This window comes from Humibacillus sp. DSM 29435 (assembly GCF_001758225.1).
GTDB lineage: Bacteria > Actinomycetota > Actinomycetes > Actinomycetales > Dermatophilaceae > DSM-29435.
Map to the genome: position 1 here is coordinate 1 of NZ_MAST01000001.1, position 21044 is coordinate 21044.

Below are 21044 nucleotides of genomic sequence, written 5' to 3' on the forward strand. Positions count from 1 at the left end.
GAAGGGGCTGGGGAAGGGGGAAGGGGCTGGGGAAGGAGGGGGTCAGCGGTCGCGGATCATCTGGGGGGTGCCCTCGATGCCCGCCTCGGGCTCACCGGTGGCGAGCTTGCTGTGGTGGCGGGAGTAGGTGAAGTAGATGATGAAGCCGATGGCCATCCACACCACGAACCGGATCCAGGTCTCGATCGACAGGTTGAGCACGAGGTAGAAGCAGGCCAGGGCCGAGAGCCAGGGAACGATGGGGTTGCCGGGCACCTTGAACGAGCGCTTGAGGTCGGGGCGGCGCTTGCGCAGGATCGGGATGGCGATCGAGACGAGCATGAAGGCCGTCAGGGTGCCGATGTTGACCATCTCTTCGAGCTTGCCGATGGGGGTCAGCGAGGCGATGAGGGCGACGACAGAACCGATGATCAGGGTGAGCCGAACCGGCGTGCCCGTCTTGGGGTTGGTGCGGCCGAGCTTCTCGGGAATGAGGTTGTCGCGGCTCATCGCGAACGTCACGCGGGTGGCGCCGATCATCAGCGTCATGACCACCGTCGTCAGGCCCGCTACCGCGCCGGCGGAGACGAGGGTGGCGAAACCGTCCTGGCCCACGGTGGTGAAGGCCGTGGCGAGCGCGGCCTTGGGGTCGACGTCCTTGTAGTTCACCATGCCGGTGATGACCAGGGTCGTTGCGACGTAGAGGATCGTGCAGATGATCAGCGACCCGATGATGCCGCGGGGCAGGTCGCGCTGAGGGTTCTTCGCCTCTTCGGCGGTGGTCGCCACCACGTCGAAGCCGATGTAGGCGAAGAAGACGACGGCGGCGCCGGCCATGATGCCGAGCACCCCGAAGCTGGCGGGCGTCGAGCCGGTGAGCACCTGGATGAGTGGCGTGGCCAGCCCCTCGGAGGTGGCGCCGGGCTGCGACGGGGGAATGAAGGGCGACCAGTTCGCGGTGTTGACGTAGGAGATGCCCGCGATGATGACGAACAGCACGATGAACAGCTTCACGCCGACGAGCACGAGGTTGACCCGCATCGACTCCTTGATGCCCTTGGCGACCAGCAGGGTCAGTGCGACGACGAGCAGGAAGGCCGGCAGGTCGAAGTGTGAGCCCGGCCCCACCGAGTCGGGCCAGACGATGCCCAGCTGTTTCAGGAGGGTGACGAGATACTGCGACCACCCCTGGGCCACGACGCTGGCCCCCAGCATGAGCTCGAGCAGCAGGTCCCAGCCGATGATCCACGCGATGATCTCGCCGAGCGTGGCGTAGCTGAAGGTGTAGGCCGAACCGGAGATCGGAACGGTGGAGGCGAACTCGGCGTAGCACATCGCCGCCAGCCCACAGACGATGGCGCCGACGATGAACGACAGCGCGATCGACGGGCCGGCGTAGTCTCTCGCCGCGCGGCCGGTGAGGGTGAAGATGCCGGCCCCGATGATGACGCCGATGCCGAAGACCGTGAGGTCGAGGGCGCTCAGGCTTTTCTTGAGCTGATGCTCGGCCTCTTGGGACGAGGCCATCGAGGCCTCGATCGACTTGGTGCGGAAGATGCTCATTGCTGCCTCCCAGAGTCAACGCTGACGGTGTCGTGCCCCAACGTAGACCCGTCATGGCCCGGTTCGCGAGAGATGACCACTCGGCGGTTCTGCGTCGGCAGCGATCGGATGCCGTGTGCAGTCAGGTCAGCCAGGTCAGTCGGCGGGCCAGAGCGGCAGCGGGCCGGTGTCGGCGGCTCGGCGACGCTTGCGGATGTCATCGCTCTGGTAGATGGGCTCACCCTCCTCAGCCGGCGTGATCGGCATGGCCCGGGAGTAGGAGTCGAGGCGGTTCTGAACCGGGCCGTGCACCCGATGGACGTCGGGATATCCGGGGAAGCCGGTGTTCGGCTGCAGTGACTCGGGGGACTCGGGGCCGCGAGAGATCGGGCTGGGGTTGGCGCGGACTGCGCCCTGGTCGTCTCTGCGGCCGGCGCCGCCGGACCGGGCCGGCCCCCCTGGACCACTGTCGCCCGGTTCTGCCGGGTTGTCCGGGTCGAACTCGCTGTCGTCGCTCTGCCCCTCACCGGGCGGCAGGATGTGGAAGATCTCGGCGCAGATGGCGCGGTAGGTCACATCGGGGTCCGGCACCCAGTTGATGACGCGCAGGGCCTGGTCCTGACCGGCCGACTCCATGATGAAGCGGCCGTAGCCGATGAGCTGCCCGGGGATGGTGCGTTCGTAGGTCATGTCGGTGACCTTGGCGAGCGGCATCATCGCCACCTTGTGGGTGATGAGGCCGTAACGCATCAACAGCCGCTTGTCGGTGGCGAGGAACCAGTTGTGGCGCCACTGCGCCAGCCGCCAGAGCAGGCGTATCACTACGGCGAAGAAGGCCCACCAGAGCACGGTGGCCACGAGCTCGGTCGACGAGGTGACGTTCGAGTCGACGAAGAGCACCAGGGCGAAGGCGGCCAGGGTCGAGGCGACCGGTTCGACGATGTGGGCCCAGTGTTCGCGCACGACGACGATCAAGGTCTCGCCCGGGAGCAGCACGGTGGCGAGACCTGCCGGCACCTCGTCTCTGCGTCGCTTCCGGGCCATCGTGAGCCGATCAGCCGAGCGTCAGCGGTTCAACAACGAGTTGAAGAAGCGCCGGATCGCGGTGAAGCCGTCGAGGATCACGCCCCAGATGTTGGTGACGATGTCGGCGGCCTTCTCGGGCGACTGGAACACCGCGTAGACGAAGAAGACCAGCACGACGATCAGGATGACCTTCCGGGCTTTGGCCATCGGTCTCGGCTCCTTCGGATGGATGTGATGAGACGGTGCGCAGTCGCAGGTCGTCGTCGGGTGCGGGACAGCTGGGGGCCAGGCTCTGGTGCTCGCGAAGCACCGCACAGGTGTGTGCCCAGTGTGCCGCACGTGACTGCTGTGACCGTGACTGACGGGCGCGTGTCGGTTGCCGATCTGGCCCGGCAGTAGTCTGCTCGCGTGCGCAGCCCTGAGACCCGGTACGCCGCAGAGCTGCGTTCTGCGTTGGGTCAGGTCGTTCGCACGGTGCCCGCGCGGGAGCTGACGGACGCGACCGCCGCCCTCGTGGCCCGCTACCGGTCGGTCGCACCGGCCGCCGCGCCCATCCTGGCATCGACGACGCAGGTGGCGGCCTACGCGGCCTACCGGATGCCGGCCACCCACGCTGCGCTCGTGTCGGTGCTGGGCGATCTCGCCTCTGCCGGGCTCTCGCCTCGCTCGATGGTCGACCTCGGCGGGGGAACCGGCGCAGCGGCGTGGGCCGCCGCCGAGTGCTTCGACCGCCTCGAGTCGATCGTCGTGTTCGACCAGGTCGGGGAGGCCCTTCGGTTGGGTCGGGATCTCGTGGCCTGCGTGACCGACCCTGTGCTCGCAGGTGCCCGCTTCGAACGAGCCGAGTTCAGGGCCCTGCCGCAGGTGCGGGGCGAACTGGTCACGATCTCGTACGTGCTCAGTGAGCTGGGCCCCGCAGAGCAGGAGTCGCTCTTGGTCGATGCCATGCGGTGCGGCGACTCGGTCGTGGTGGTGGAGCCGGGCACGCCCGATGGCTACCAGCGCATCCTCACTGTGCGTCAGCAGCTTCTCGAGGCGGGCTGGCGACTGGCGGGTCCGTGCCCGCACGAGGCGGACTGCCCGTTGCGGCAGGGCGACTGGTGCCACTTCGCGACCCGGTTGGAACGTTCGGCCGACCACCGTCGCATCAAGGGCGGGGAGCTGTCGTACGAGGACGAGAAGTTCTCGTGGGTGGCGGCTACGTCGCCGAGCTCGCCTGCTCTACCAGCGCGTTCGGCACGGATTCTGCGGCATCCGTTGAAACGCAAGGGAATGGTCGAGTTCCAGGTGTGCCGACCCGACGGCACAGCAGGGCGGGAGGTCGTCTCGAAGCGGGCGGGCCTGCGGTATCGGGCCGCTCGAGACGCTGACTGGGGCGACGAGCTGCCCTGACCCAGCGGCATCCGGGAGGAGAGGGCGCGGTCGGTAGGTCAGAGGACGCCGTAGAGGCGGTCGCCGGCGTCACCGAGCCCCGGCACGATGTAGCCCTTCTCGTTGAGCCGCTCGTCGACCGTGCCGACCACGACCTTGACCGGGATGTCGGTCGACGCGAGCTCGCTCTCGAGGTGCGCGAGCCCCTCGGGCGCCGCGAGCAGGCACACGATCGTGATGTCGCTTGCGCCCTTCGCCGTGAGGTAGTCGACCGCCATCACCAGGGTGCCGCCGGTGGCGAGCATCGGGTCGAGGATGAACACCTGGCGCCCCGTGAGGTCGTCGGGCAGCCGGTTGGCGTAGGTCGAGACCTCGAGCGTCTCCTCGTTGCGGATCATGCCGAGAAAACCGACCTCGGCGCTCGGCAGCAGCTTGACCATGCCGTCGAGCATGCCGAGCCCGGCCCGCAGGATCGGCACGATGATCGGCTTGGGGTTGGCCAGCTTGATGCCGGTCGTCGGGGCCACCGGGGTCTCGATGTCGAACGGCTCGGTGCGCACCTCGCGAGTCGCCTCGTAGGCGAGCAGGGTGACGAGCTCTTCGGCCAGCCGGCGAAACGTCGGGCTGTCGGTCCGCTTGTCGCGCAGGTACGTCAGTTTGTGGGCGATGAGCGGGTGGTCGGCGACGTGAACGTCCATGAGGGAAACTTAGCGTGTGAAAGCAGAGCGCAAGGCCCGCGCCGAGACGGCATCCGAGCAGGCGGATGCCGCTGGGCTCGATGAGGCCTTCGTACTCGCTCGGGCGGCGGTCGACTCGCAGGACGTTCCGGTCGGTGCGGTCGTGCTCGACAGGGCTGGCGTCGTGGTGGGGCGCGGGCAGAACGTGCGTGAAAAGCTCGGTGACCCCACCGGCCACGCCGAGGTCGTGGCCCTGCGCGAGGCGGCAGCAACCCTCGGCACCTGGCGGCTCACCGGGTGCGCGCTGATCGCCACGCTCGAGCCGTGCGTCATGTGCGCGGGGGCCGCCATGGCGGCCCGGGTCGACCGCATCCTCTTCGCCGCCTGGGACCCCAAGGCCGGGGCCTGCGGCTCGGTGTGGGACCTGACCCGCGACCCGCTCGCCACGCACCCGGTGCCGGTGGTCGGCGGAGTGCGCGCCGACGAGTCGGCGGCCTTGCTCGTGGATTTCTTCGAGGGCCGCAGGCTCGGGTAGGGTTTCGTCTCGGTGGCGTGTCCGAGCGGCCTAAGGAGCACGCCTCGAAAGCGTGTGTGGGGGTAACTCCACCGTGGGTTCAAATCCCACCGCCACCGCCACTGACCTGCGGAAACGTCGGCCCAAGCCTCTTTGGTGCGGTCCGGCGTTTCCCAGGCTTAGTCTCATCCCGGCCTGCGAAGACCGCTGAAAGCCTGTTCGGGGGGTTCAGCCCCGTTCAGTGGCGTCCGTTTTCCCGGGGACCTCTGTACGGAACACGCGCCGAAAGGGGGCTTGGCGCTGTGCGCGGTGTCCGCGAGTGTTCGTCCGGGGCCGCCGTACTGCCGGCACCTGGGGGCAGCCGACGCAATGGGATGGGCCCTGTGTGTAATGGTCATGCCCGGTCAGGTCGGGGCGGACGGACCCGAGCATGTCCGGGGCATCATGCGATCCGCGGCAAATCCATACGTTCCGCCCCTCGCCACCAGCAATGACGGTCGCGCAGCAGCATGGCTTGGACGAGACAGGCCATGATCAGCACCATGGTCAGGTGAAGACCGATCAGACGGTTACCACGACCATGCTTGTCTGCTGCCAGTGCCGCCAACACCCGAAAACCGTTGTCGGCAGGTCGGATGAGGGCGGAACACCCTGTTGTCGCACTCTCGCTCGACGGTTGGCTCATCCGGACACCTTGGCGGAGCCGTCTGGGTCGGGCCGCAGTACCCTTCCCAGCTGGGCGCGCGAGGTGGTGCCGAGCTTTGGAAAGATGCGATGGAGGTGCGATCCGATCGTGCGGTGCGACAAGAACAGCCGTTGGCGGATGTGCACGTTGGAGAGCCCTTGAGCCGCCAGCTCGGCGATCCGGGCCTCCTGCGGCGGCAAGCGGTCCCTGGAGTCCTGGCTCGGGCGCCAGCTACGCTCGCCAGTGGCGAGCAGCTAACGGTTCGCGCGACCGGCCCAGCTGGTCGCGCCGAGCGCGTCGAAGGTCGCTCTGGCTGCGCGCAGTGGGCTGCGTGACTGCACAACGCGGCGGTGCCGACGCAACCACGAGCCGTAGGCGAGTTCGAACCGGCCTCGTTGCCATCCAAAGGCAGAGCCCGGGACGGCCAGGGCACTCAAGAACAGCTCTTCGGCATCCTCGTCGTGGGCCAGGACCGCCCGTGCGTAGGCCAACGAGATCTGTACGCCGACCGCCGGTGTCGCCGCGGCCTTCGGCTCCAGATCGGCGAGCCCGCGGCTTGCCACGTCGAGGTGGTTGCTGTGGCTCGCGGCTTCGGCGAAGTAGTCAAGCCCGAACCACCGCTGGATGACGTGGTAGCAGTTCTCCTGCCATCGACACCTCAGCGTCAGCCACGATGCCAGCGGCAGCTAACACCTCGGATACCGCCGCCGCGTCGCGACAGCAGCAACGCTGAAGGCGACCAACGTTGAGCGTGTCAGCTGACGAGCACGCGCGGCAAACGCGAGCTCAAGCTTCGTCAAAGGCAAAACGGAGGGCACGGCACCGAGCTCGGCGCTACCGCCCGCGGCGATCGGAGCTCGAGCAGCGCCAGCGGGTTCCCTTGAGCCGTGTGGGGCCTCGCCCGCGCATCAGCGGGCTGAGCCCGGGGTGCTCCCGAGCCAGGAGGGCCTGGGCGGTGTCGTCTCTGAGCGCCCCGACGTCCACCTTGGTGATCGAAAGATCAAGGCTGGCGGCCGACTCCGGTCGCATGGACATCAGGATGGCGATCGGCTCGGACGCCAAGCGCCGCGCGATGAAAGTCATCACATCCAGCGTCGGTCGGTCCATCCAGTGCGCTTCGGCGATGCACACGAGCACCGGAGCGGCGCGGGCAATGGTTCCCAACAGCTCGAGAGCCGCCAAGGAGGTAAGGAAGCGCTCCGGCTGTTCGGTCTCGGACATGCCGAAGGCCGAGAGCAGCGCCTCCCGCTGCCCTTTGGGAAGCTCTCAAGCCCGGTCGAGCACGGGCGCAGCAGCTGGTGCAGACCCGCGAACGGCAGGTGCTGCTCAGCGGGGATCACCCGCGCCAGCATGACCTCGTGATGACGCTGGCGTGCAGCATCGACGAGGGCCGACTGCAGGGCGCTTGCCGACGCCCGGGTCGCCGCCCAGTGCGACCGCGCAACCCCGCCTGGGCGAAGGGGCGAGGGGAACGGCCAGGCCGTTGAGCCCCCGATCTCGCCCGATGAGGGTCAGGTCCACCGCCACGCCTCCTAGTTTCGCATTTGACGCTTCCGCGATCGTCGATGTGCCCGGCCGTCTCATCGACAAGGAGGACGGCGGAATTGCTCGTCAATGCGCAGGGGGCGCGGCGGTGAGCGCACAGACGGCGGTGGCTGTGTCTCCATGGAGGGGCACGTCGCACAGCGAGCTAACGGCGATGGCATCGGCAGCCTTGAGATAGACATGCACGAAGTGCAGCTCCACCCCAAATTGGCCTAACCGTTGTCGCAAGCGAACCAGGGCCGCAACCGTGGGTTGATCGAGGCGGAAGCTGGCACCGAGGTCGAGCAACACGCTGTGGGGTGTCTCAGCTGCGCCGGTGACGGCGACCTGCACTTGCGTCACGACTCGGTCGACGTTGGCGAAGAAGAGGCCGCCGTCGGGCCGGAGCACAAGGACACCGTCCTGGCGCAGGAGTGCGGGGAACCGCTCAACGGCGAGGTAGGTGGAGGTTTGGTCTACCCGGCCCAGTTCCGAAACATGCAGGCGACTGGCGTTGGCGACGAACAGCACGAAAGACAGCCCAACCGCGATCAGGAGTCCCTGCAGGAGGCCGAGAAGAACCACCCCCGCCACCGCGCAGACAGCGACGACGAAGCCCGGTCGGTCCTTCTTCCAAGCCGCAACGAGCGGCGCCGGTGAGACGAACCCGCGAACAGCGGCGATCACCACGGCAGCCAGTGCAGCCTCGGGAAGCTTCTCGAACAGCACGGTGCCCCAGCCGGCGAGGGCGAAAAGGGCGATCGCGGCCACTACTGGACTCCACCGGCGGGTGGCGCCGACCGCTTTGGCTGCCGGCGACGCCTCGGGGCTACCGGCGCCGGCCAACCCACCGACGAGACCGGCCAGCACATTGGAGACTCCGAGAGCGAGCATCTCCCGGTTCGCGTCCAGCGGCGGATCATCCGGTCCGCTGATCCGGGTAGCGACCCCAAAGGACAACACGAAACAGATAAGAGCCAACCCAAGGCACCCGCCAACCAGGTCTGACCACTGTCCGCGGCTGAGCTCTGGGACGGAGAGGGTCGGGAATGCATCGGGGATAGGGCCGACAACGGCGAGCCCGTGCTGGTCGAGACGGACCGCGACGCTCAGGGTCCACGCAGCAACAAGGACGACCAGGGTAGAGGGAAGCGCTGGCCGCCAGCGCTCCAGGCCCAGGAGCAGCCCGAACGCGAGGCCGGTGAAGACCACCGACGCGAGATGCCAGTGCGAGAGGTTGCCGAACAGCCGTAACGCCCGCGTGGCGGCGTTGCCCTCGCCAAGATCCGTCTCGGTCGCAACGGCGAGCTCGCGGACGATGACCACGACGGCGAGACCAAACAAGAAGCCGGTCACGGCCTCGGGCCGCAGGAAGTGCACGATGAAGCCGCACCGGGCCACGCCAGTGATAAGCAGGATGACTCCAGCGCCCAACGCCACGGCGGCGGTTGCCACCAGCCGGTCCGCAGGGCTCACCCGGAGGCCGGAAACGGTGACGGCGGTGAGGATCGCGGTCGCTGCCAGCGGTGTCACGTACAGCAGGCGCGACCGGCCGACGAGGACGTAGGCCAGGATGCCGACCGGGGCGACGACCAGGCCGCGCTCGGGGGGTATTCCGGCCAGCTGCGCGAAGGCCACGCACTCCGGTGCCACGATGCAGACGGCGGTCAGCGCACCGAGGATGTTCGCGCGGAGCGCGAGGGGACGGCCCCCTGGCGAGGATCTCATGCCGTCAGGAAGATGAACCGGGTACGAAGCGATCAGGGACGCCAGTAGTGGTTGGCCGCCGCGATCGTCTGAAACTCGATCGCAACGACCTGGCTGGCGGCAATCAGGCTGTCGGGGTTGACGGAGTAGATGGGCCGTCCGGCCTTGAGCGCATCCAGGTCCGGCTGGATGTTGTGGATGCTGTGCCTGGCGAGAGTGAAGGCGAGCTCACGGCCTTCGCCGGGTGTTGCCGTGATCAGGGTGTCTCCGGGGACGAGCACGAGTTCGGAGTCTGGGACGCGGTTCATGACGCTCCTTCAGTTGGTGGTGCATGCAGTAGGCCACGCAGAGATTAGGGCGGCCGATGACGGTCCGGCTTCGGTCAAACGACTCAATGCGGGACGCATGGTGTCCTGCTCCGCGACTTGCCATCAAACGCAGCTCTTCGACGCCCTGCAGTTTTGGCCGACCAGACCGAGGAATCGGTCAGGATCCCTCGATCAGGGGTGAGGGATACGTGCCTTCGTCGATTGCGACGATTGCGTCGAATGACCGAAGACTCAGGTACCCATCGTGAGGAATGGTTCGGTAGAGGGCGCCCTGACTGGCACATCCGATCGGTGACCCGGTGCCCGAAGCCCCTTTGCTCACGTAACCCGAATGGAACAGCCATGTCGCACGACATCCCCGAAGCAACCCCGGACCCCGCGAACCTCCCCCACGCCAGCCCAGTCTCATCGAACCCCAGCCCGGTGGCGGAGGACGTCGACGTCATCGTGGTTGGCGCCGGAGCCGCTGGCTGCGTGATGGCCGCCCGACTGTCGGAAGATCCACGCTGCCGGGTCCTTCTGCTCGAGTCTGGAACCGCCACCGGGGAGGAAGCCACTGCGTTGATGCCGGGCGGGGCGTTCACCCACATAGCCGAGGCCTGCTGGCCCGACAACACGACCCCACAGGAAGCGCTTGGTGGCCGGCAGGTGGCGCTGGCGCAGGGACGCGGCATCGGCGGTGGCAGCAGCATCAACTTCATGTACTGGTTCCAAGGAATGCCGGTCGACTACGACGGCTGGGAGCGAGACGGAGCGACCGGATGGGGATGGTCCGACGTGACCCCCTACCTGCGCCGCACTGAAACCGACAGCCTCGGGGCAGGGGAGACGCACGGCTCCGACGGACCGATGGCGGTCAGTCCACCGCGCGACGTCCATCCGCTGTCCATGGCCTTCGTCGCGGCCGGGGTGGAGCAGGGGCTGCCGCTTACCGATGACTTCAACGGCTACGCGCGCGAGGGTATCGGCTTGGCCCAGAGCAACATCCGGGACGGTACCCGACACAGCGTCGTCGCGGGATACCTCACGGCCGCCGCCCGGAGGGCGAATCTGACCGTCGTGACCGGCGCCCACGTCACCTCGGTCATCATCGAGTCGGGCCGCGCGGTGGGAGTGCGCTACCGCGACAGCGCAAGCACCGGGTCGGAAAGACACGTCCGGGCCCAAGTCCAGGTGGTGCTCTGCGCCGGTGCGCTTCGCACCCCGCAGCTGCTGATGCTCTCCGGGGTGGGTCCGGCTGACGATCTGCGCGCTCACGGAATCGACGTCGTCGCGGATCTGCCCGGCGTGGGCGAGAACCTTCACGACCACCCCTTGCTCCCCGCCGTCTGGCCGGTCACCGACGGCAGCCGCATGCTCAACGCCCTGCAACCCGACGACGTTCGCAACTACCAGCTGCTGCGACGCGGGCCGCTCGCCTCCCTCGGGCAGGCCGCGGCCCTGCTGCGAACCCACGAGCACCTCGAGGCGCCCGACTTCCAGCTCTCACCGCTGCTGATCGGCATCACCTCCGCCTTGACCCCACTCGAGACTGCCGCGGTCACCTGCGTGATCTCGCTGGTCACCCCGAGCAGCCGAGGCAGTGTCCGCCTCGGCTCGGCCGACCCCACCGCCCCACCTGTCATCGACCCGCGGTATCTCAGCGACCCTGCCGACCGGACCCGCCTGAGGCTTGCCCTCAAGCGTGTCCTTCACCTGTTCGAGGCCTCAGCGCTCAGTGCCGTCACCGGCCCACCGCTGAGTCCGGCCAGTGTTGCCAGCGATGCCGACCTGGACGCCTGGATCGAGCAGAACGTAGTCACTCAATGGCATCCCGTCGGAACCTGTCGAATGGGCACCGACCCGATGTCGGTCGTCGATCCGGTCACGATGCAGGTCCACGGCATCCAAAGTCTCCACGTTGTCGACGCTTCGGTCATGCCCAGGATCACCCGAGGCAACACGCAGGCCCCCACGATCATGATCGCCGAACGAGCAGCAGACCTGCTCCGACAGGTATCGAGGCCGCTCGTGCACAGCGACGCTATCCACGGACAGCCCGAGACAGCCGACAGGAACGAACGTGGAAACCACGAACTGCCCTGAATGCGGGACGCTCGCTGAGGTTGAATGGCGAGCCGTGCTGGAAAGCACCGACGGCCCGATCGAGCACGTCAAGATCCGCTGCGTCCAACGCCACTGGTTCATGCTGCCGACTGCCTCGCTCACCCCATCGAGACAGCCATGCGAGGCGAGCACTCGATACCGCTCGATGTCGGGCTCATAGTCGCGTTCGCCGGAGGGCGACCCATTCACCTCGGTGCCACCTCACCAAGGAGAGTCCACGTGTCTGAAGTCATCACCGTCGTCCCGGTCCATGGAGCATTCGCCGAGTCGCAAGTTGGTCCGGTGTGATCGCGACTGCACGACAACGGAGTCGCCGTCATCGCGCGCCCAACCCACTGCGCAGTGTCACCTCCGACGCCGAGAACATGCGCCGGGCCACAGCCTGGGGTTTCGACCCGATCGGTGCAGAGTTGCGGTTCCTTCCCTTCACCATGCGCGCCCTCATCGCCGCGGTCGCCCCGCACCCCTGCTCACCCGCCTGCCCGGCCGTTCCTTGTGGCCGCCAGCGCAAGCTTCGCCGCCGCCAGCCTACTGATGCTGGTGCACCTGGCATCGAGGCGACCTTGAGCAATGCTCATCCCTGGGGTAAGCATTGCTGGGATCCGCCTCGGCCTCGTGTCCACCGTTGTGGGGGGCAAGCCGCATCTCAACCCCCGCCGATCGAGCATCCCGCGAGTCGGTTGGATTGATCACTTACATTTCCTCGACGAGCGCTTACCGCTCATCGGCCACTGGGGGCGTTTGCTTCCCTCTCGCTCCATCGACGCAGCGGGCGCCCTACCACTCCAGGCCGTGGTCTCATTTCAGTCTCGTTCGCGCTTGTTCGGCCTGTGTCGGGACAGTCCATCCCGAGGAACCCCTAAGCACGCGATCACCCTCGGGAACCCTGGCGAACGGTGGGTCCCAGACCTCGAAAGCGTGTGTGGGGGTGACTCCACCGTGGGTTCAAATCCCACCGCCACCGCCAAACAGCTGCGGAAACGCCGGTCAGCCCTTTGGGAGCTGCCCGGCGTTTCCCGTACTGGAGCCGGGCGGGGCAGGATCAGGCCGGCGTGAGGGTGCTGGTGGCCGTGAGGTGACCGGCGGCGCCGAAGACCTGGGCTCCGTGCTCGACCCCGGGTTCGACGGAGACGGCCGTGACCACCTGGGGCCGCGTGAGTGGCACCAGGAGCCGGTAGGCGAACTCGCGGCCGACGAGCGACACCCCGTTCCGTCGCGTCACCTCGCCCATGAGCAGAGCCTGTAACGGTCCGTGGATGACGAGCCCGTCGTAGCCCTCGTGCCGGGCCCAGTCGAGGTCGTAGTGGATGCGGTGGGCGTTGAAGGTCACGGCCGAGAACCGGAAGAGCAGGCGCTCGTCGACGGCGAGGTCGAGCCGCTGTGACCTGACCGGGATGGACGCGTCGGCGGGCGCCGTCGCAGGCAGCGGTTGTGTGCCGCCTGCGCGGTACACGATGTCCTGCTCGTCGACGACCGCGAGTGCACCACCCTGGCGGACCTCGTTGCGCACCGTGACGAAGGTGAGCGGCCCGCTGCGCCCGTGCTTCTCGGCGGTGCTCTCCACCCGCGACACCAGCACCGCCTCCTCGCCGATGCGCAGCCGGCGCAGCGTGGTCACCCGGCCGCCGGCGAACATCCGTCGCCGGCCCGGGCCGGGCGGGGCGGGGATCCCCGACACGGGGTGGCCGTCAACGCCGAGGAGACTCTCTCGGGGTCGGGCCAGCAGGTGCACCCAGTGCCACAGCTCGGGCAGCAGGCCGTCGGTCGGAGCGTCGATGTCGAGCAGGGCGGCCAGGGACGCGGACGGTTCGGGGCCGATGACCTCGGTACGCGTCAGCGAGTCTGGCGTGGCTGTCATCGCGTGGCCTTGCTGGCGCCGCTCGGGTCATTGGCGTCGCTCGGGCCGCTCGGGCCGCTGGTTTCGGGTGTCGCCCGGGCCAGCACGCGCCGGGCCCGCTCGAGCACCGGCGCATCGACCATGTGGCCGTCGACCTTGACCGCGCCTCTTGAGGGCGTGGCCGCGAGCACTCTTGTCGCCCAAGCGATCTCGTCGGCATCGGGCCGGAAGGCGGCCCGCACCGCGGCCACCTGGGCCGGATGGATGCACAGCTTCCCCGAGAACCCGAGACCGCGGGCGTGAGCGGCATCCGAGCTGACCGGGCCGTCGGGTGACACGTCGGTGGTCACCGTGTCGATGGGGGCGGCGATGCCGGCCACCCGGGAGGCGACGACGAGGGTGGACCGGGCGAAGAGCAGGCTCTCGCGCGACTCGACGGCATCGACGTCGAGCGAGTAGTCGAGCGACCCGAACGCGAGCCGCACCACCGCGTCGGCGGCCGCCAGCTCTCTCGCCCGGTCGACCCCGAGCGCCGACTCGACCAGCGCGATGACGGGCGCCCCGACCTGCTCGGCAACGAGGCCGAGGGCATCGACGTCTTCGGCCAGCGGCACCACCACGGCAACGACGCCTGGCGCACCACGGAGGGCGGCGAGGTCGAGCACGTGCTCGTCGCTGCCGGGCACGTTGACCCGAACCGCGGCCACCCCGCCGGCCTCGAGCCAGGCGCGGATGTTCTCGCGGGCCGGCGCCTTGGCGTCATCCGTCACGGCCGCCTCGAGGTCGAGGATCGCCAGATCGGAGCCGGCGACCGCCTTGTCGAAGCGCTCGGGCCGGTCGCCCGGCACGAACAGCAGGGCGGCGGCCGACAGCGCGCGCGCCCACCCCGCGGCGGGCGTCGCAGCGCCCGCCGCGCCTGCTGGAGAAGCGGCCTCGGCGGCAGCGAGGTGAGCCGCGTGGTGAGCCGCGTGGTGAGCGGCATACCGCTGGTCACTCATGAAGCCCACCTCACGGCGCGACGCTGCCGCGCTTGACCAGCTGCTGGGCGATCACGTTGCGCTGGATCTCGTTGGTGCCCTCGCCGACGATCATGAGGGGGGCGTCGCGGAAGTAGCGCTCGACGTCGAACTCCGTCGAGTAGCCGTAGCCCCCGTGGATGCGGATCGCGTTGAGGGCGATCTCCATGGCTGTCTCCGAGGCGAGCAGCTTGGCCATGCCCGCCTCCAGGTCCGCTCGGCGCCCGGAGTCGTAGGTGCGCGCGGCGTGCAGGGTCAGCTGGCGGGCGGCCTCGAGCTTGGTGGCCATGTCGGCGAGGTAGTGCCCGATGGCCTGGTGCTTCCAGATCGGCTTGCCGAAGCTCTCCCGGGTCTGGGCGTAGGCGAGCGCGTCTTCGAGCGCAGCCCGGCCGACGCCGAGAGCCCGACCGGCGACCTGCAGGCGGCCGGTCTCGAGCCCGCGCATCATCTGTGCGAAGCCCTGCCCCTCGGCATCCCCGAGGAGGGCGTCGACCGGCACGTGCATGTCGTCGAACGACAGCTCGCAGCTCTCGATCCCCTTGTAGCCGAGCTTGGGCAGGTCGCGTGACACCTCGAAGCCGGCGACCTTCTCGCACAACAGGATGCTGATTCCCGAGTGGGCCGGGCTCGCCGAGGGGTCGGTCTTGCAGAGCAACGCGACCAGGCCCGACCGCCGGGCGTTGCTGATCCAGGTCTTGGAGCCGTTGACGACGTACTCGTCACCGACCCGACGCGCTGTCGTTCGCATGGCCTGAAGGTCAGACCCGCCGCCCGGCTCGGTCAGCGCCATCGTCGCGCGCAGCTCGCCCGTCGCCAGCCGAGGCAGGTAGCGGTCGCGCTGCGCCTGGGTGCCGTAAGCCAGCAGCAGCGAGCAGACGACGGTGTGCCCGCCCATCGCGCCGGCGAGGCTCATCCAGCCGCGGGCGAGCTCCTCGGTGACGAGCACGTAGGCCGAGCTCGAGATCTGGCCGGCCCCCCACGGCTCAGGGACCGCCAGACCGTAGAGCCCGAGGCCCTTCATCTGCTCGATGAGCTTCTCGGGATAGGTGTTTTCGTGGTCCAGCTGCTGCACGACCGGCTTGACCTCGCGGTCGACGAAGTCGCGAACGACGTCGACGAGTGCGCGTTCCTCATCGGGCAGCTGCTCCACGCTGGTTCCTCTCGTTGGGGGGTGGTGAACGGCAGGTCAGCCTCGCGGCGCGAGCCCGATCGTGGCCTCGACCTGTGAGAGTCCTCCCTCGGCGACCATGCTGCGCAGCCGCTTCTTGTCGTACTTGCCCACTGAGGTCTTCGGAACCTCGGTGATGTAGATGTACTCGTCGGGCAGCCACCACTTGGCGAAGCTCTGGCCGAGAAAGGCGGCGAGCTCGTCGCGGGTCGGGAGGTCGTCGTCAGACTTGGGCACGACACAGGCGACGGGTCGCTCGTTCCACTTCTCGTTCGGCACCGCGAACACCGACGCCTCGCGCACCTTCGGGTGTGACATGAGGGCGTTCTCGAGGTCGATCGAGGAGATCCACTCACCTCCCGACTTGATGAGGTCCTTCTGACGGTCCTTGAGGATGATGAAGCCCTGCGGGTCGATGCAGCCGATGTCGCCCGTGTTGAGCCAGCCGTCGACGATGGCGTCCTTGGTGCGTTCGTCGTTGTAGTAGGCGCTCGCCGTGTAGGGGGAGCGCACGTGGATGTGGCCCATGCTCGTGCCGTCCCAGGGCAGCTCCTCGCCGAAGTCGTCGACGATGCGAACCTTCATGAGCGGGAAGGGGATTCCGCCCGTCTGGCGCCGGGCCCAGCGGTCTTCCTCCGGCTCGTCGGCCAGGGTCGTCTTGATGTAGTTGAAGCAGATCTGCGGCGACGACTCGGTGTGCCCGTAGCCCTGCAGCACGAACGTGTCGTAGGTGTTCTGGAACCACTCCATGACCGCCCGAGAGGGCGCAGACCCACCGAGCCACAGGGTGTCGAGCGAGCTGAGGTCCCACTCCTCGCTGCTCGCGGTGACGAAGTCGCGGATCATGCTGCCGACCGTGACGGCCGCGTTGATGCCGGTGACCCTCAGGTCGCGGATGGTCTGGACGTGGTCGATGGAGGTGGGGTGGATGCCGAGGAAGACGATGTTCGCGCCCTGCATGAGGCAGGCGTGCGGCAGGTTCCAGCCGTTGCAGTGGAACATCGGGGCGACTTCCATCCAGACCTGGTTCTCCGACAGGCCGATCTTGTCGTGGGTCGCCATCAGCATCGTCTGCAGCACGATGCCCCGGTGGCTGAACACCACACCCTTGGGCAGGCCGGTCGTCGCGGAGGTGTAGCACATGGCGGCCGCTGCGCGTTCGCTGAAGTCGGGAAACTCGAACCCCTCGTCGCCGGTCTCGAGCAGCTGCTCGTACGACAGCACGGGAGAGAGGGTGGTCTGCGGCAGCTCGCCGTCGCACATGATGACGAACTGCTTGACCGTCGGGATGCCGTCGGCGACCAAGGCCTCGACCACCGGGATCTGGTCGACGTCGAGAAAGAGGATGCTGTCTTCGGCGTGGTTGACGATGTAGCGCTGCTGGTCGGGGAACAGGCGCAGGTTGATCGTGTGACAGACCGCCTGCACGCCCGGGATGGCGTAGTAGAGCTCGAAGTGCCGGTAGTGGTTCCAGGCGAGGGTGCCGACGCGCTCGCCGGGCTGCACGCCGAGCTTGGTCAGGGCCGAGGCGAGCCGGCGCACCCGCTTGGCGAAGTCGCCGTAGGTGTACTCGTGGTACCTGCCCGTCTCGAGGCGGGTGATGATCTTCTTGTCGGGGAACAGTCGCTCGGTGCGCCAGAGCAGCGAGGTGAGCAGCAGCTGCTCGTCCATCATCAGACCGTCCATCGGTGCACTCCCGTCAGCGTGGACCACGGTGGCACCGTGATCGAAGACGACCCCAGTATTCTGTATAGAAACAGTGGAGTCAACGGGGTTCAGCCAGCCTCAACCGGGTATTTTGGGTGCATACTTCTACAGAACCCGCAGCTGGATGCCGCCCAGCTCACGGCTGATCGGTGGTCTGGCACCCTCGTCCGTCCGTCCACATCATGGTCGGGCGGCTCGGTTCGGCGCAGCCCCGAGAAAGGTGGAGCCGGTGACGAGCGAGCGCAAGGAGCGGCTGAGCCCGCAGGTGGCCAAGCAGGTGCGCGCGATGATCATGACCGGCGAGATCGCCGGCTACGAGCGGCTGCGTACCGAGCGACTGGCCGAGCGCCTCAACGTCAGCGCGACCCCGGTCAGGGAGGCGTTGATGACGCTCGCGGGGGAGGGCTTCGTGACCCTCTCGCCAGGACGCGGGTTCACTGCGGTGCCACTGACCCGTCGGGACCTGCAGGACGTCTATGACGTGCAGGCCTACATCTCAGGCGAGCTGGCGGCTCGGGCCGCGACCGAGCTCACCGACGACGACATCGCCGGGCTGTGGGAGCTGCAGCGCCAGATCGTGGCACTGGTCAACGAGGGTCGGCTCGAGGAGGCCCAGCGGGTCGACTTCGCCTGGCATCGCACCATCAACCGCGCGAGTCACGCGCCGAAGCTCATCTGGTACCTGCGGATGACGCAGGAGTACGTGCCCTTCGAGGCCTACGGCGCCATCCCCGGGTGGTCCCGCGCCGGCTGCGAGGGGCATCCGGCCGTGATGTTCGGGCTCGAGACCAGAGACCCGGTCGGCACCCGGGAGGCGATGGCGACCCACATCCGGCATGCGCGTTCGCTCGTGCTCGACCTGCTGGAGGCCAGAGGCCAGCTCTTCGACGAGACGCAGCCCCCGCGAGAGTCCGTAGAGTAGAGGTTCTCACTCGAGGGCCTTCTCTATAGATGGCGCCACACCGCGGTGGTCTCGCCGCAGGTTGGATCCGAGGAACTCAACCGTTGACCCCTGGTTTCTATAGAACCTAGGGTGAGCCACATGTCGACTACGCCTGCGCATCACCAACTCAGCTACGCGAGCGGCCCGGCCGACCTGCCGTTGATCGGAGAGACCATCGGCCAGCGTCTCGTGGCCGTGGCGCTCGAGTTCCCCGACCGGGAAGCGCTGGTGGACGTGCCCAGCGGCCGACGCTGGACCTACCGCGCCCTCGACACCGACGTCGACCGGCTCGCGTCCGGCTTGCTGGCGCTCGGGCTCGAGACCGGCGACCGGGTGGGCATCTGGGCGCCGAACGTGCCGGAGTGGGTGATTGTGCAGTACGCGACCGCCAAGATCGGGGCGATCCTGGTGAACATCAACCCGGCCTACCAGGCCCCGGAGGCGGCCTACGTGCTCGAGCAGGCCGGCATCCGACTGCTGATTGCCGCTCCGAGCCATCGATCGAGCGACTACGTCAGCATGATCGAGCAGATCCGCCCCGAGGCGGCCGCCCTGCGCGACGTGTTCGTCTTCGGCACCCCCGAGTGGGAGACGCTCGCGAACACCCCGGCCGACGTCGCTGCCGTGGCCGAGCGGCTCGCGACGCTCGACCGCGACGACGCCATCAACATCCAGTACACCAGCGGCACCACCGGGTTTCCCAAGGGCGCCACGCTCTCGCACCACAACATCCTCAACAACGGCTTTCTCGTCACCGAGGTGCAGCGCTTCACGGAGGTCGACCGGCTCTGTGTGCAGGTGCCCTTCTACCACTGCTTCGGCATGGTGATGGGAAACCTCGGGTCGATGGCCCACGGCAGCTGCGTCGTCATCCCGGCGCCGGCCTTCGACGCCGAGGCGACGATGGTCGCGATCGAGCAGGAGCGGTGCACGGCCATCTACGGCGTGCCGACGATGTACATCGCCATCCTCGAGCACCCCCGCTTCGCCGAGCACGACTTCAGCTCGCTGCGCACCGGCATCATGTCGGGTTCGCCGTGCCCGGCCGAGGTGATGCGGCGCGTGGTCGACCTGATGCACCTCTCGCAGATCACCATCAGCTACGGCATGACCGAGACGTCTCCGGTCTCGACGCACACCTCGATCGACGCCTCGATCGAGCGACGAGTGTCGACGGTCGGCACGGTGCATCCGCACGTGGAGATCAAGCTCATCGACCCGGTCTCGGGGCTCACCGTGCCGGTCGGCTCACCAGGCGAGCTGTGTGCCCGGGGCTACCTGGTGATGAAGGGCTACTGGGAGGCGCCGGCGAAGACGGCCGAGGCAATCGACCCCAACGGGTGGATGCACACCGGTGATCTTGCGGTCATGGACGACGAGGGCTACTTCCGCATCGTCGGACGCCTCAAGGACCTCGTCATCCGTGGCGGCGAGAACGTCTACCCGGTCGAGGTGGAGGAGTTTCTCTACTCCCACCCCGACATCGTCGACGTGCAGGTCATCGGAGTTCCCGACGCGAAGTACGGCGAGGAGCTCTGCGCCTGGATCAGGATGCGGGAGGGCCGTGAGCCGATCACGGCCGAGTCGCTGCGGGCCTTCTGTGAGGGCAAGCTGGCCCGCTACAAGGTGCCCCGCTACGTGCACCTCACCGACGAGTTCCCGATGACGGTCACCGGCAAGATCCGCAAACGCGAGATGCGCGAGAGGTCGCCGGGCCTGCTCGGCCTCGGCTGACCCCCGCCGCCGGCCGGCACCTCTAGACCGGCATCCCTAGGCCGGCATCGAGGCCTTGGCGGCGTCGGCTGAACCCACGACCTTCTCGAGCGTGTTGATGCTGACGTGCGGCCACTGAGCCAGACCCGGCAGCCCGTCGCCGCGCGGCGAGAAGAAGTCGAGCACGGCGACCTGGAGGTACTGCAGGCGCAGTCGGGGGTGGCCCATGGCGTCGAGCTCTTCGAGCTCCTGGATCCAGAAGGTCGACCGCACGGAGTCTGCCTTGGCCTGGCGAACGACGAAGGGGATGTTGCTCACGCCACCGCTCTCGATCTCGGAGTCGACCATCAGCTCGGTCGTCTGCGTGATCTTCACCCCTTGGTTCGCCCGTCTGAGAAGTCGGTCGGGGCGGCTCGGGTCGAAGCCGGGGAAGCCCGCCTCGGTGCGGGTTCCGGCGAACGGGTGCTGACGGAAGTGATCGTAGGGAGCGAAGTAGGGGTCAGAGCCGATGTCCTGACGGATGCGACCGATGGGTAGCCCGTTGACCTTCGGGATCTCCGGCTTGCCGGGATGGACGCGACTGCGCCCCAGCGCGAGCAGCGTGTCGCCGTGCGGAACGGCGGCCAGGCGGGCGAGGTCGAGGTCGCCGCACTCGTTGAGCATGTGCAACAACAGCCCCGGCTCGTGGTGGATCGCCTGTCCGGCGCCGCCGGCCAGCCCGCTGACCGGGAAGTCCTCCGAGTCGCTCTGCGCGATCATCTGCTCGTAGTCGAGGGTCACCACCAGCTGGTCGGTGGCCGTGGCGCCCGGCGGGTTGGCCATGATCCCACGGTTGGGCACCGCCTTGTCGACCAGCGTGAACTTCAGCTCCTCGGTGTACTCGTTGACCAACAGCCGATAGTGGGCCGGGCCATCGGCATACGGCAGGGCGATCATGTTCCAGCCCCGCTCCTGACGGCCAGGCACGTTCCGCCAGGTGCCGGGCAGCAGCCGCAGCGGCCCGAGATCGGGGTCACCGGTCTGCGCGACCTCGACCCGGCGCCCGCGTTGCCTCAGCTCGTTGATCCGGGATGCCGGCATGGTGCTCGTCGTCGTCATGGCTGGTCCTCCTGTGGTGGGGGCGCTCGGCTGAACGTCTCACCACCAAGGAGGTATCAAAACCATGGCTGATACCAGTCACCGCACCCGCACCCGCACCCG

The 21044-nt window shown here is 68.0% G+C and carries 20 protein-coding genes and 1 tRNA gene; 6 read left to right on the plus strand and 15 right to left on the minus strand.

What is annotated here, in order from left to right:
- Window positions 1-42 precede the first annotated feature (42 nt).
- The 3 genes from BA895_RS00005 to BA895_RS23790 all read right to left on the minus strand — a co-directional run bounded on the left by BA895_RS00005 (window position 43) and on the right by BA895_RS23790 (window position 2754).
- A complete protein-coding gene (locus tag BA895_RS00005; RefSeq protein ID WP_070189852.1) occupies window positions 43-1542 on the minus strand; it encodes an amino acid permease in 1500 nt (499 codons plus the stop codon).
- 135 nt (window positions 1543-1677) lie between these two features.
- A complete protein-coding gene (locus BA895_RS00010; protein WP_070189853.1) occupies window positions 1678-2565 on the minus strand; it encodes a PH domain-containing protein in 888 nt (295 codons plus the stop codon).
- A 21-nt stretch (window positions 2566-2586) separates the two neighbouring features.
- A complete protein-coding gene (locus BA895_RS23790) occupies window positions 2587-2754 on the minus strand; it encodes a hypothetical protein (protein ID WP_175442205.1) in 168 nt (55 codons plus the stop codon).
- 201 nt (window positions 2755-2955) lie between these two features.
- Between BA895_RS23790 and BA895_RS00015 the strand changes: the two genes are divergently transcribed.
- Window positions 2956-3939, plus strand: coding sequence for a small ribosomal subunit Rsm22 family protein (locus tag BA895_RS00015; protein WP_070189854.1), 984 nt, complete (start codon window positions 2956-2958; stop codon window positions 3937-3939).
- 38 nt (window positions 3940-3977) lie between these two features.
- On the opposite strand, the gene upp is transcribed toward BA895_RS00015, so the two are convergent.
- Window positions 3978-4616: a uracil phosphoribosyltransferase gene (upp, locus tag BA895_RS00020; RefSeq protein WP_070189855.1), complete on the minus strand. Its 639-nt coding sequence runs from the start codon at window positions 4614-4616 to the stop codon at window positions 3978-3980.
- 16 nt (window positions 4617-4632) lie between these two features.
- On the opposite strand from upp, the gene BA895_RS00025 reads away from it, so the two are divergent.
- Window positions 4633-5130: a nucleoside deaminase gene (locus tag BA895_RS00025; RefSeq protein WP_070189856.1), complete on the plus strand. Its 498-nt coding sequence runs from the start codon at window positions 4633-4635 to the stop codon at window positions 5128-5130.
- An 11-nt stretch (window positions 5131-5141) separates the two neighbouring features.
- Window positions 5142-5231 (plus strand) — tRNA-Ser (locus BA895_RS00030).
- Between the two features lie 320 nt (window positions 5232-5551).
- Here the strand turns inward: BA895_RS00030 and BA895_RS23355 are convergent.
- The 6 genes from BA895_RS23355 to BA895_RS00055 all read right to left on the minus strand — a co-directional run bounded on the left by BA895_RS23355 (window position 5552) and on the right by BA895_RS00055 (window position 9333).
- On the minus strand, window positions 5552-5794 hold the full coding sequence (locus BA895_RS23355; protein ID WP_139142446.1) for a hypothetical protein: 243 nt from the start codon (window positions 5792-5794) through the stop codon (window positions 5552-5554).
- Window positions 5791-5994, minus strand: coding sequence for a helix-turn-helix transcriptional regulator (locus BA895_RS00035; RefSeq protein WP_070189857.1), 204 nt, complete (start codon window positions 5992-5994; stop codon window positions 5791-5793). Before BA895_RS00035 ends, BA895_RS23355 begins: the two co-directional genes overlap by 4 nt.
- A 54-nt stretch (window positions 5995-6048) precedes the next feature.
- Entirely contained in the window at window positions 6049-6357 is a 309-nt protein-coding gene (locus BA895_RS00040; protein WP_070189858.1) for a hypothetical protein, read from the minus strand.
- Window positions 6358-6628: 271 nt separating this feature from the next.
- Window positions 6629-7015, minus strand: coding sequence for a hypothetical protein (locus tag BA895_RS00045; protein WP_070189859.1), 387 nt, complete (start codon window positions 7013-7015; stop codon window positions 6629-6631).
- A gap of 390 nt (window positions 7016-7405) precedes the next feature.
- Window positions 7406-9046, minus strand: a complete 1641-nt coding sequence (locus tag BA895_RS00050) for a SulP family inorganic anion transporter (protein WP_070189860.1) — start codon at window positions 9044-9046, stop codon at window positions 7406-7408.
- A gap of 32 nt (window positions 9047-9078) precedes the next feature.
- Entirely contained in the window at window positions 9079-9333 is a 255-nt protein-coding gene (locus tag BA895_RS00055; protein ID WP_070189861.1) for a hexameric tyrosine-coordinated heme protein, read from the minus strand.
- 363 nt (window positions 9334-9696) lie between these two features.
- Between BA895_RS00055 and BA895_RS00060 the strand changes: the two genes are divergently transcribed.
- The gene (locus BA895_RS00060; protein ID WP_175442206.1) at window positions 9697-11439 is read left to right on the plus strand and encodes a GMC family oxidoreductase; all 1743 of its coding nucleotides are present in this window, start codon (window positions 9697-9699) and stop codon (window positions 11437-11439) included.
- Window positions 11440-12502: 1063 nt separating this feature from the next.
- Here BA895_RS00060 and BA895_RS00065 read toward each other — a convergent pair.
- Genes BA895_RS00065 through BA895_RS00080 form a run of 4 tightly spaced genes read right to left on the minus strand, consistent with a single transcriptional unit; the run spans window position 12503 to window position 17194 of the window.
- Window positions 12503-13318, minus strand: a complete 816-nt coding sequence (locus tag BA895_RS00065) for a MaoC family dehydratase N-terminal domain-containing protein (protein WP_070189863.1) — start codon at window positions 13316-13318, stop codon at window positions 12503-12505.
- Window positions 13315-14295: a CoA ester lyase gene (locus BA895_RS00070; RefSeq protein ID WP_083282877.1), complete on the minus strand. Its 981-nt coding sequence runs from the start codon at window positions 14293-14295 to the stop codon at window positions 13315-13317. The genes BA895_RS00065 and BA895_RS00070 overlap by 4 nt, the downstream gene beginning before the upstream one ends.
- Before the next feature lie 10 nt (window positions 14296-14305).
- On the minus strand, window positions 14306-15463 hold the full coding sequence (locus BA895_RS00075) for an acyl-CoA dehydrogenase family protein (protein WP_175442207.1): 1158 nt from the start codon (window positions 15461-15463) through the stop codon (window positions 14306-14308).
- A gap of 36 nt (window positions 15464-15499) precedes the next feature.
- On the minus strand, window positions 15500-17194 hold the full coding sequence (locus BA895_RS00080; RefSeq protein ID WP_217493780.1) for a long-chain-fatty-acid--CoA ligase: 1695 nt from the start codon (window positions 17192-17194) through the stop codon (window positions 15500-15502).
- A gap of 223 nt (window positions 17195-17417) precedes the next feature.
- Between BA895_RS00080 and BA895_RS00085 the strand changes: the two genes are divergently transcribed.
- Both BA895_RS00085 and BA895_RS00090 read left to right on the plus strand, forming a co-directional pair.
- Window positions 17418-18110, plus strand: a complete 693-nt coding sequence (locus BA895_RS00085; RefSeq protein ID WP_175442208.1) for a GntR family transcriptional regulator — start codon at window positions 17418-17420, stop codon at window positions 18108-18110.
- Between the two features lie 120 nt (window positions 18111-18230).
- Window positions 18231-19865 (plus strand): AMP-binding protein, encoded by a 1635-nt coding sequence (locus BA895_RS00090; RefSeq protein ID WP_070189866.1) that lies wholly within the window; start codon window positions 18231-18233, stop codon window positions 19863-19865.
- A gap of 36 nt (window positions 19866-19901) precedes the next feature.
- Here BA895_RS00090 and BA895_RS00095 read toward each other — a convergent pair whose 3' ends face one another.
- Window positions 19902-20942, minus strand: coding sequence for a heme-binding protein (locus BA895_RS00095; RefSeq protein WP_217493781.1), 1041 nt, complete (start codon window positions 20940-20942; stop codon window positions 19902-19904).
- Between the last annotated feature and the right edge of the window lie 102 nt (window positions 20943-21044).

What these genes read in the sequence shown, in the direction of transcription:
- BA895_RS00005 (WP_070189852.1), bottom strand. Translation starts at nt 1,542, where the DNA reads ATGAGCATCTTCCGCACCAAGTCGATCGAGGCCTCGATGGCCTCGTCC.
- BA895_RS00010 (WP_070189853.1), bottom strand. Translation starts at nt 2,565, where the DNA reads ATGGCCCGGAAGCGACGCAGAGACGAGGTGCCGGCAGGTCTCGCCACC.
- BA895_RS23790 (WP_175442205.1), bottom strand. Translation starts at nt 2,754, where the DNA reads ATGGCCAAAGCCCGGAAGGTCATCCTGATCGTCGTGCTGGTCTTCTTC.
- upp (WP_070189855.1), bottom strand. Translation starts at nt 4,616, where the DNA reads ATGGACGTTCACGTCGCCGACCACCCGCTCATCGCCCACAAACTGACG.
- BA895_RS23355 (WP_139142446.1), bottom strand. Translation starts at nt 5,794, where the DNA reads ATGAGCCAACCGTCGAGCGAGAGTGCGACAACAGGGTGTTCCGCCCTC.
- BA895_RS00045 (WP_070189859.1), bottom strand. Translation starts at nt 7,015, where the DNA reads ATGTCCGAGACCGAACAGCCGGAGCGCTTCCTTACCTCCTTGGCGGCT.
- BA895_RS00050 (WP_070189860.1), bottom strand. Translation starts at nt 9,046, where the DNA reads ATGAGATCCTCGCCAGGGGGCCGTCCCCTCGCGCTCCGCGCGAACATC.
- BA895_RS00055 (WP_070189861.1), bottom strand. Translation starts at nt 9,333, where the DNA reads ATGAACCGCGTCCCAGACTCCGAACTCGTGCTCGTCCCCGGAGACACC.
- BA895_RS00060 (WP_175442206.1), top strand. Translation starts at nt 9,697, where the DNA reads ATGTCGCACGACATCCCCGAAGCAACCCCGGACCCCGCGAACCTCCCC.
- BA895_RS00065 (WP_070189863.1), bottom strand. Translation starts at nt 13,318, where the DNA reads ATGACAGCCACGCCAGACTCGCTGACGCGTACCGAGGTCATCGGCCCC.
- BA895_RS00070 (WP_083282877.1), bottom strand. Translation starts at nt 14,295, where the DNA reads ATGAGTGACCAGCGGTATGCCGCTCACCACGCGGCTCACCACGCGGCT.
- BA895_RS00090 (WP_070189866.1), top strand. Translation starts at nt 18,231, where the DNA reads ATGTCGACTACGCCTGCGCATCACCAACTCAGCTACGCGAGCGGCCCG.
- BA895_RS00095 (WP_217493781.1), bottom strand. Translation starts at nt 20,942, where the DNA reads ATGACGACGACGAGCACCATGCCGGCATCCCGGATCAACGAGCTGAGG.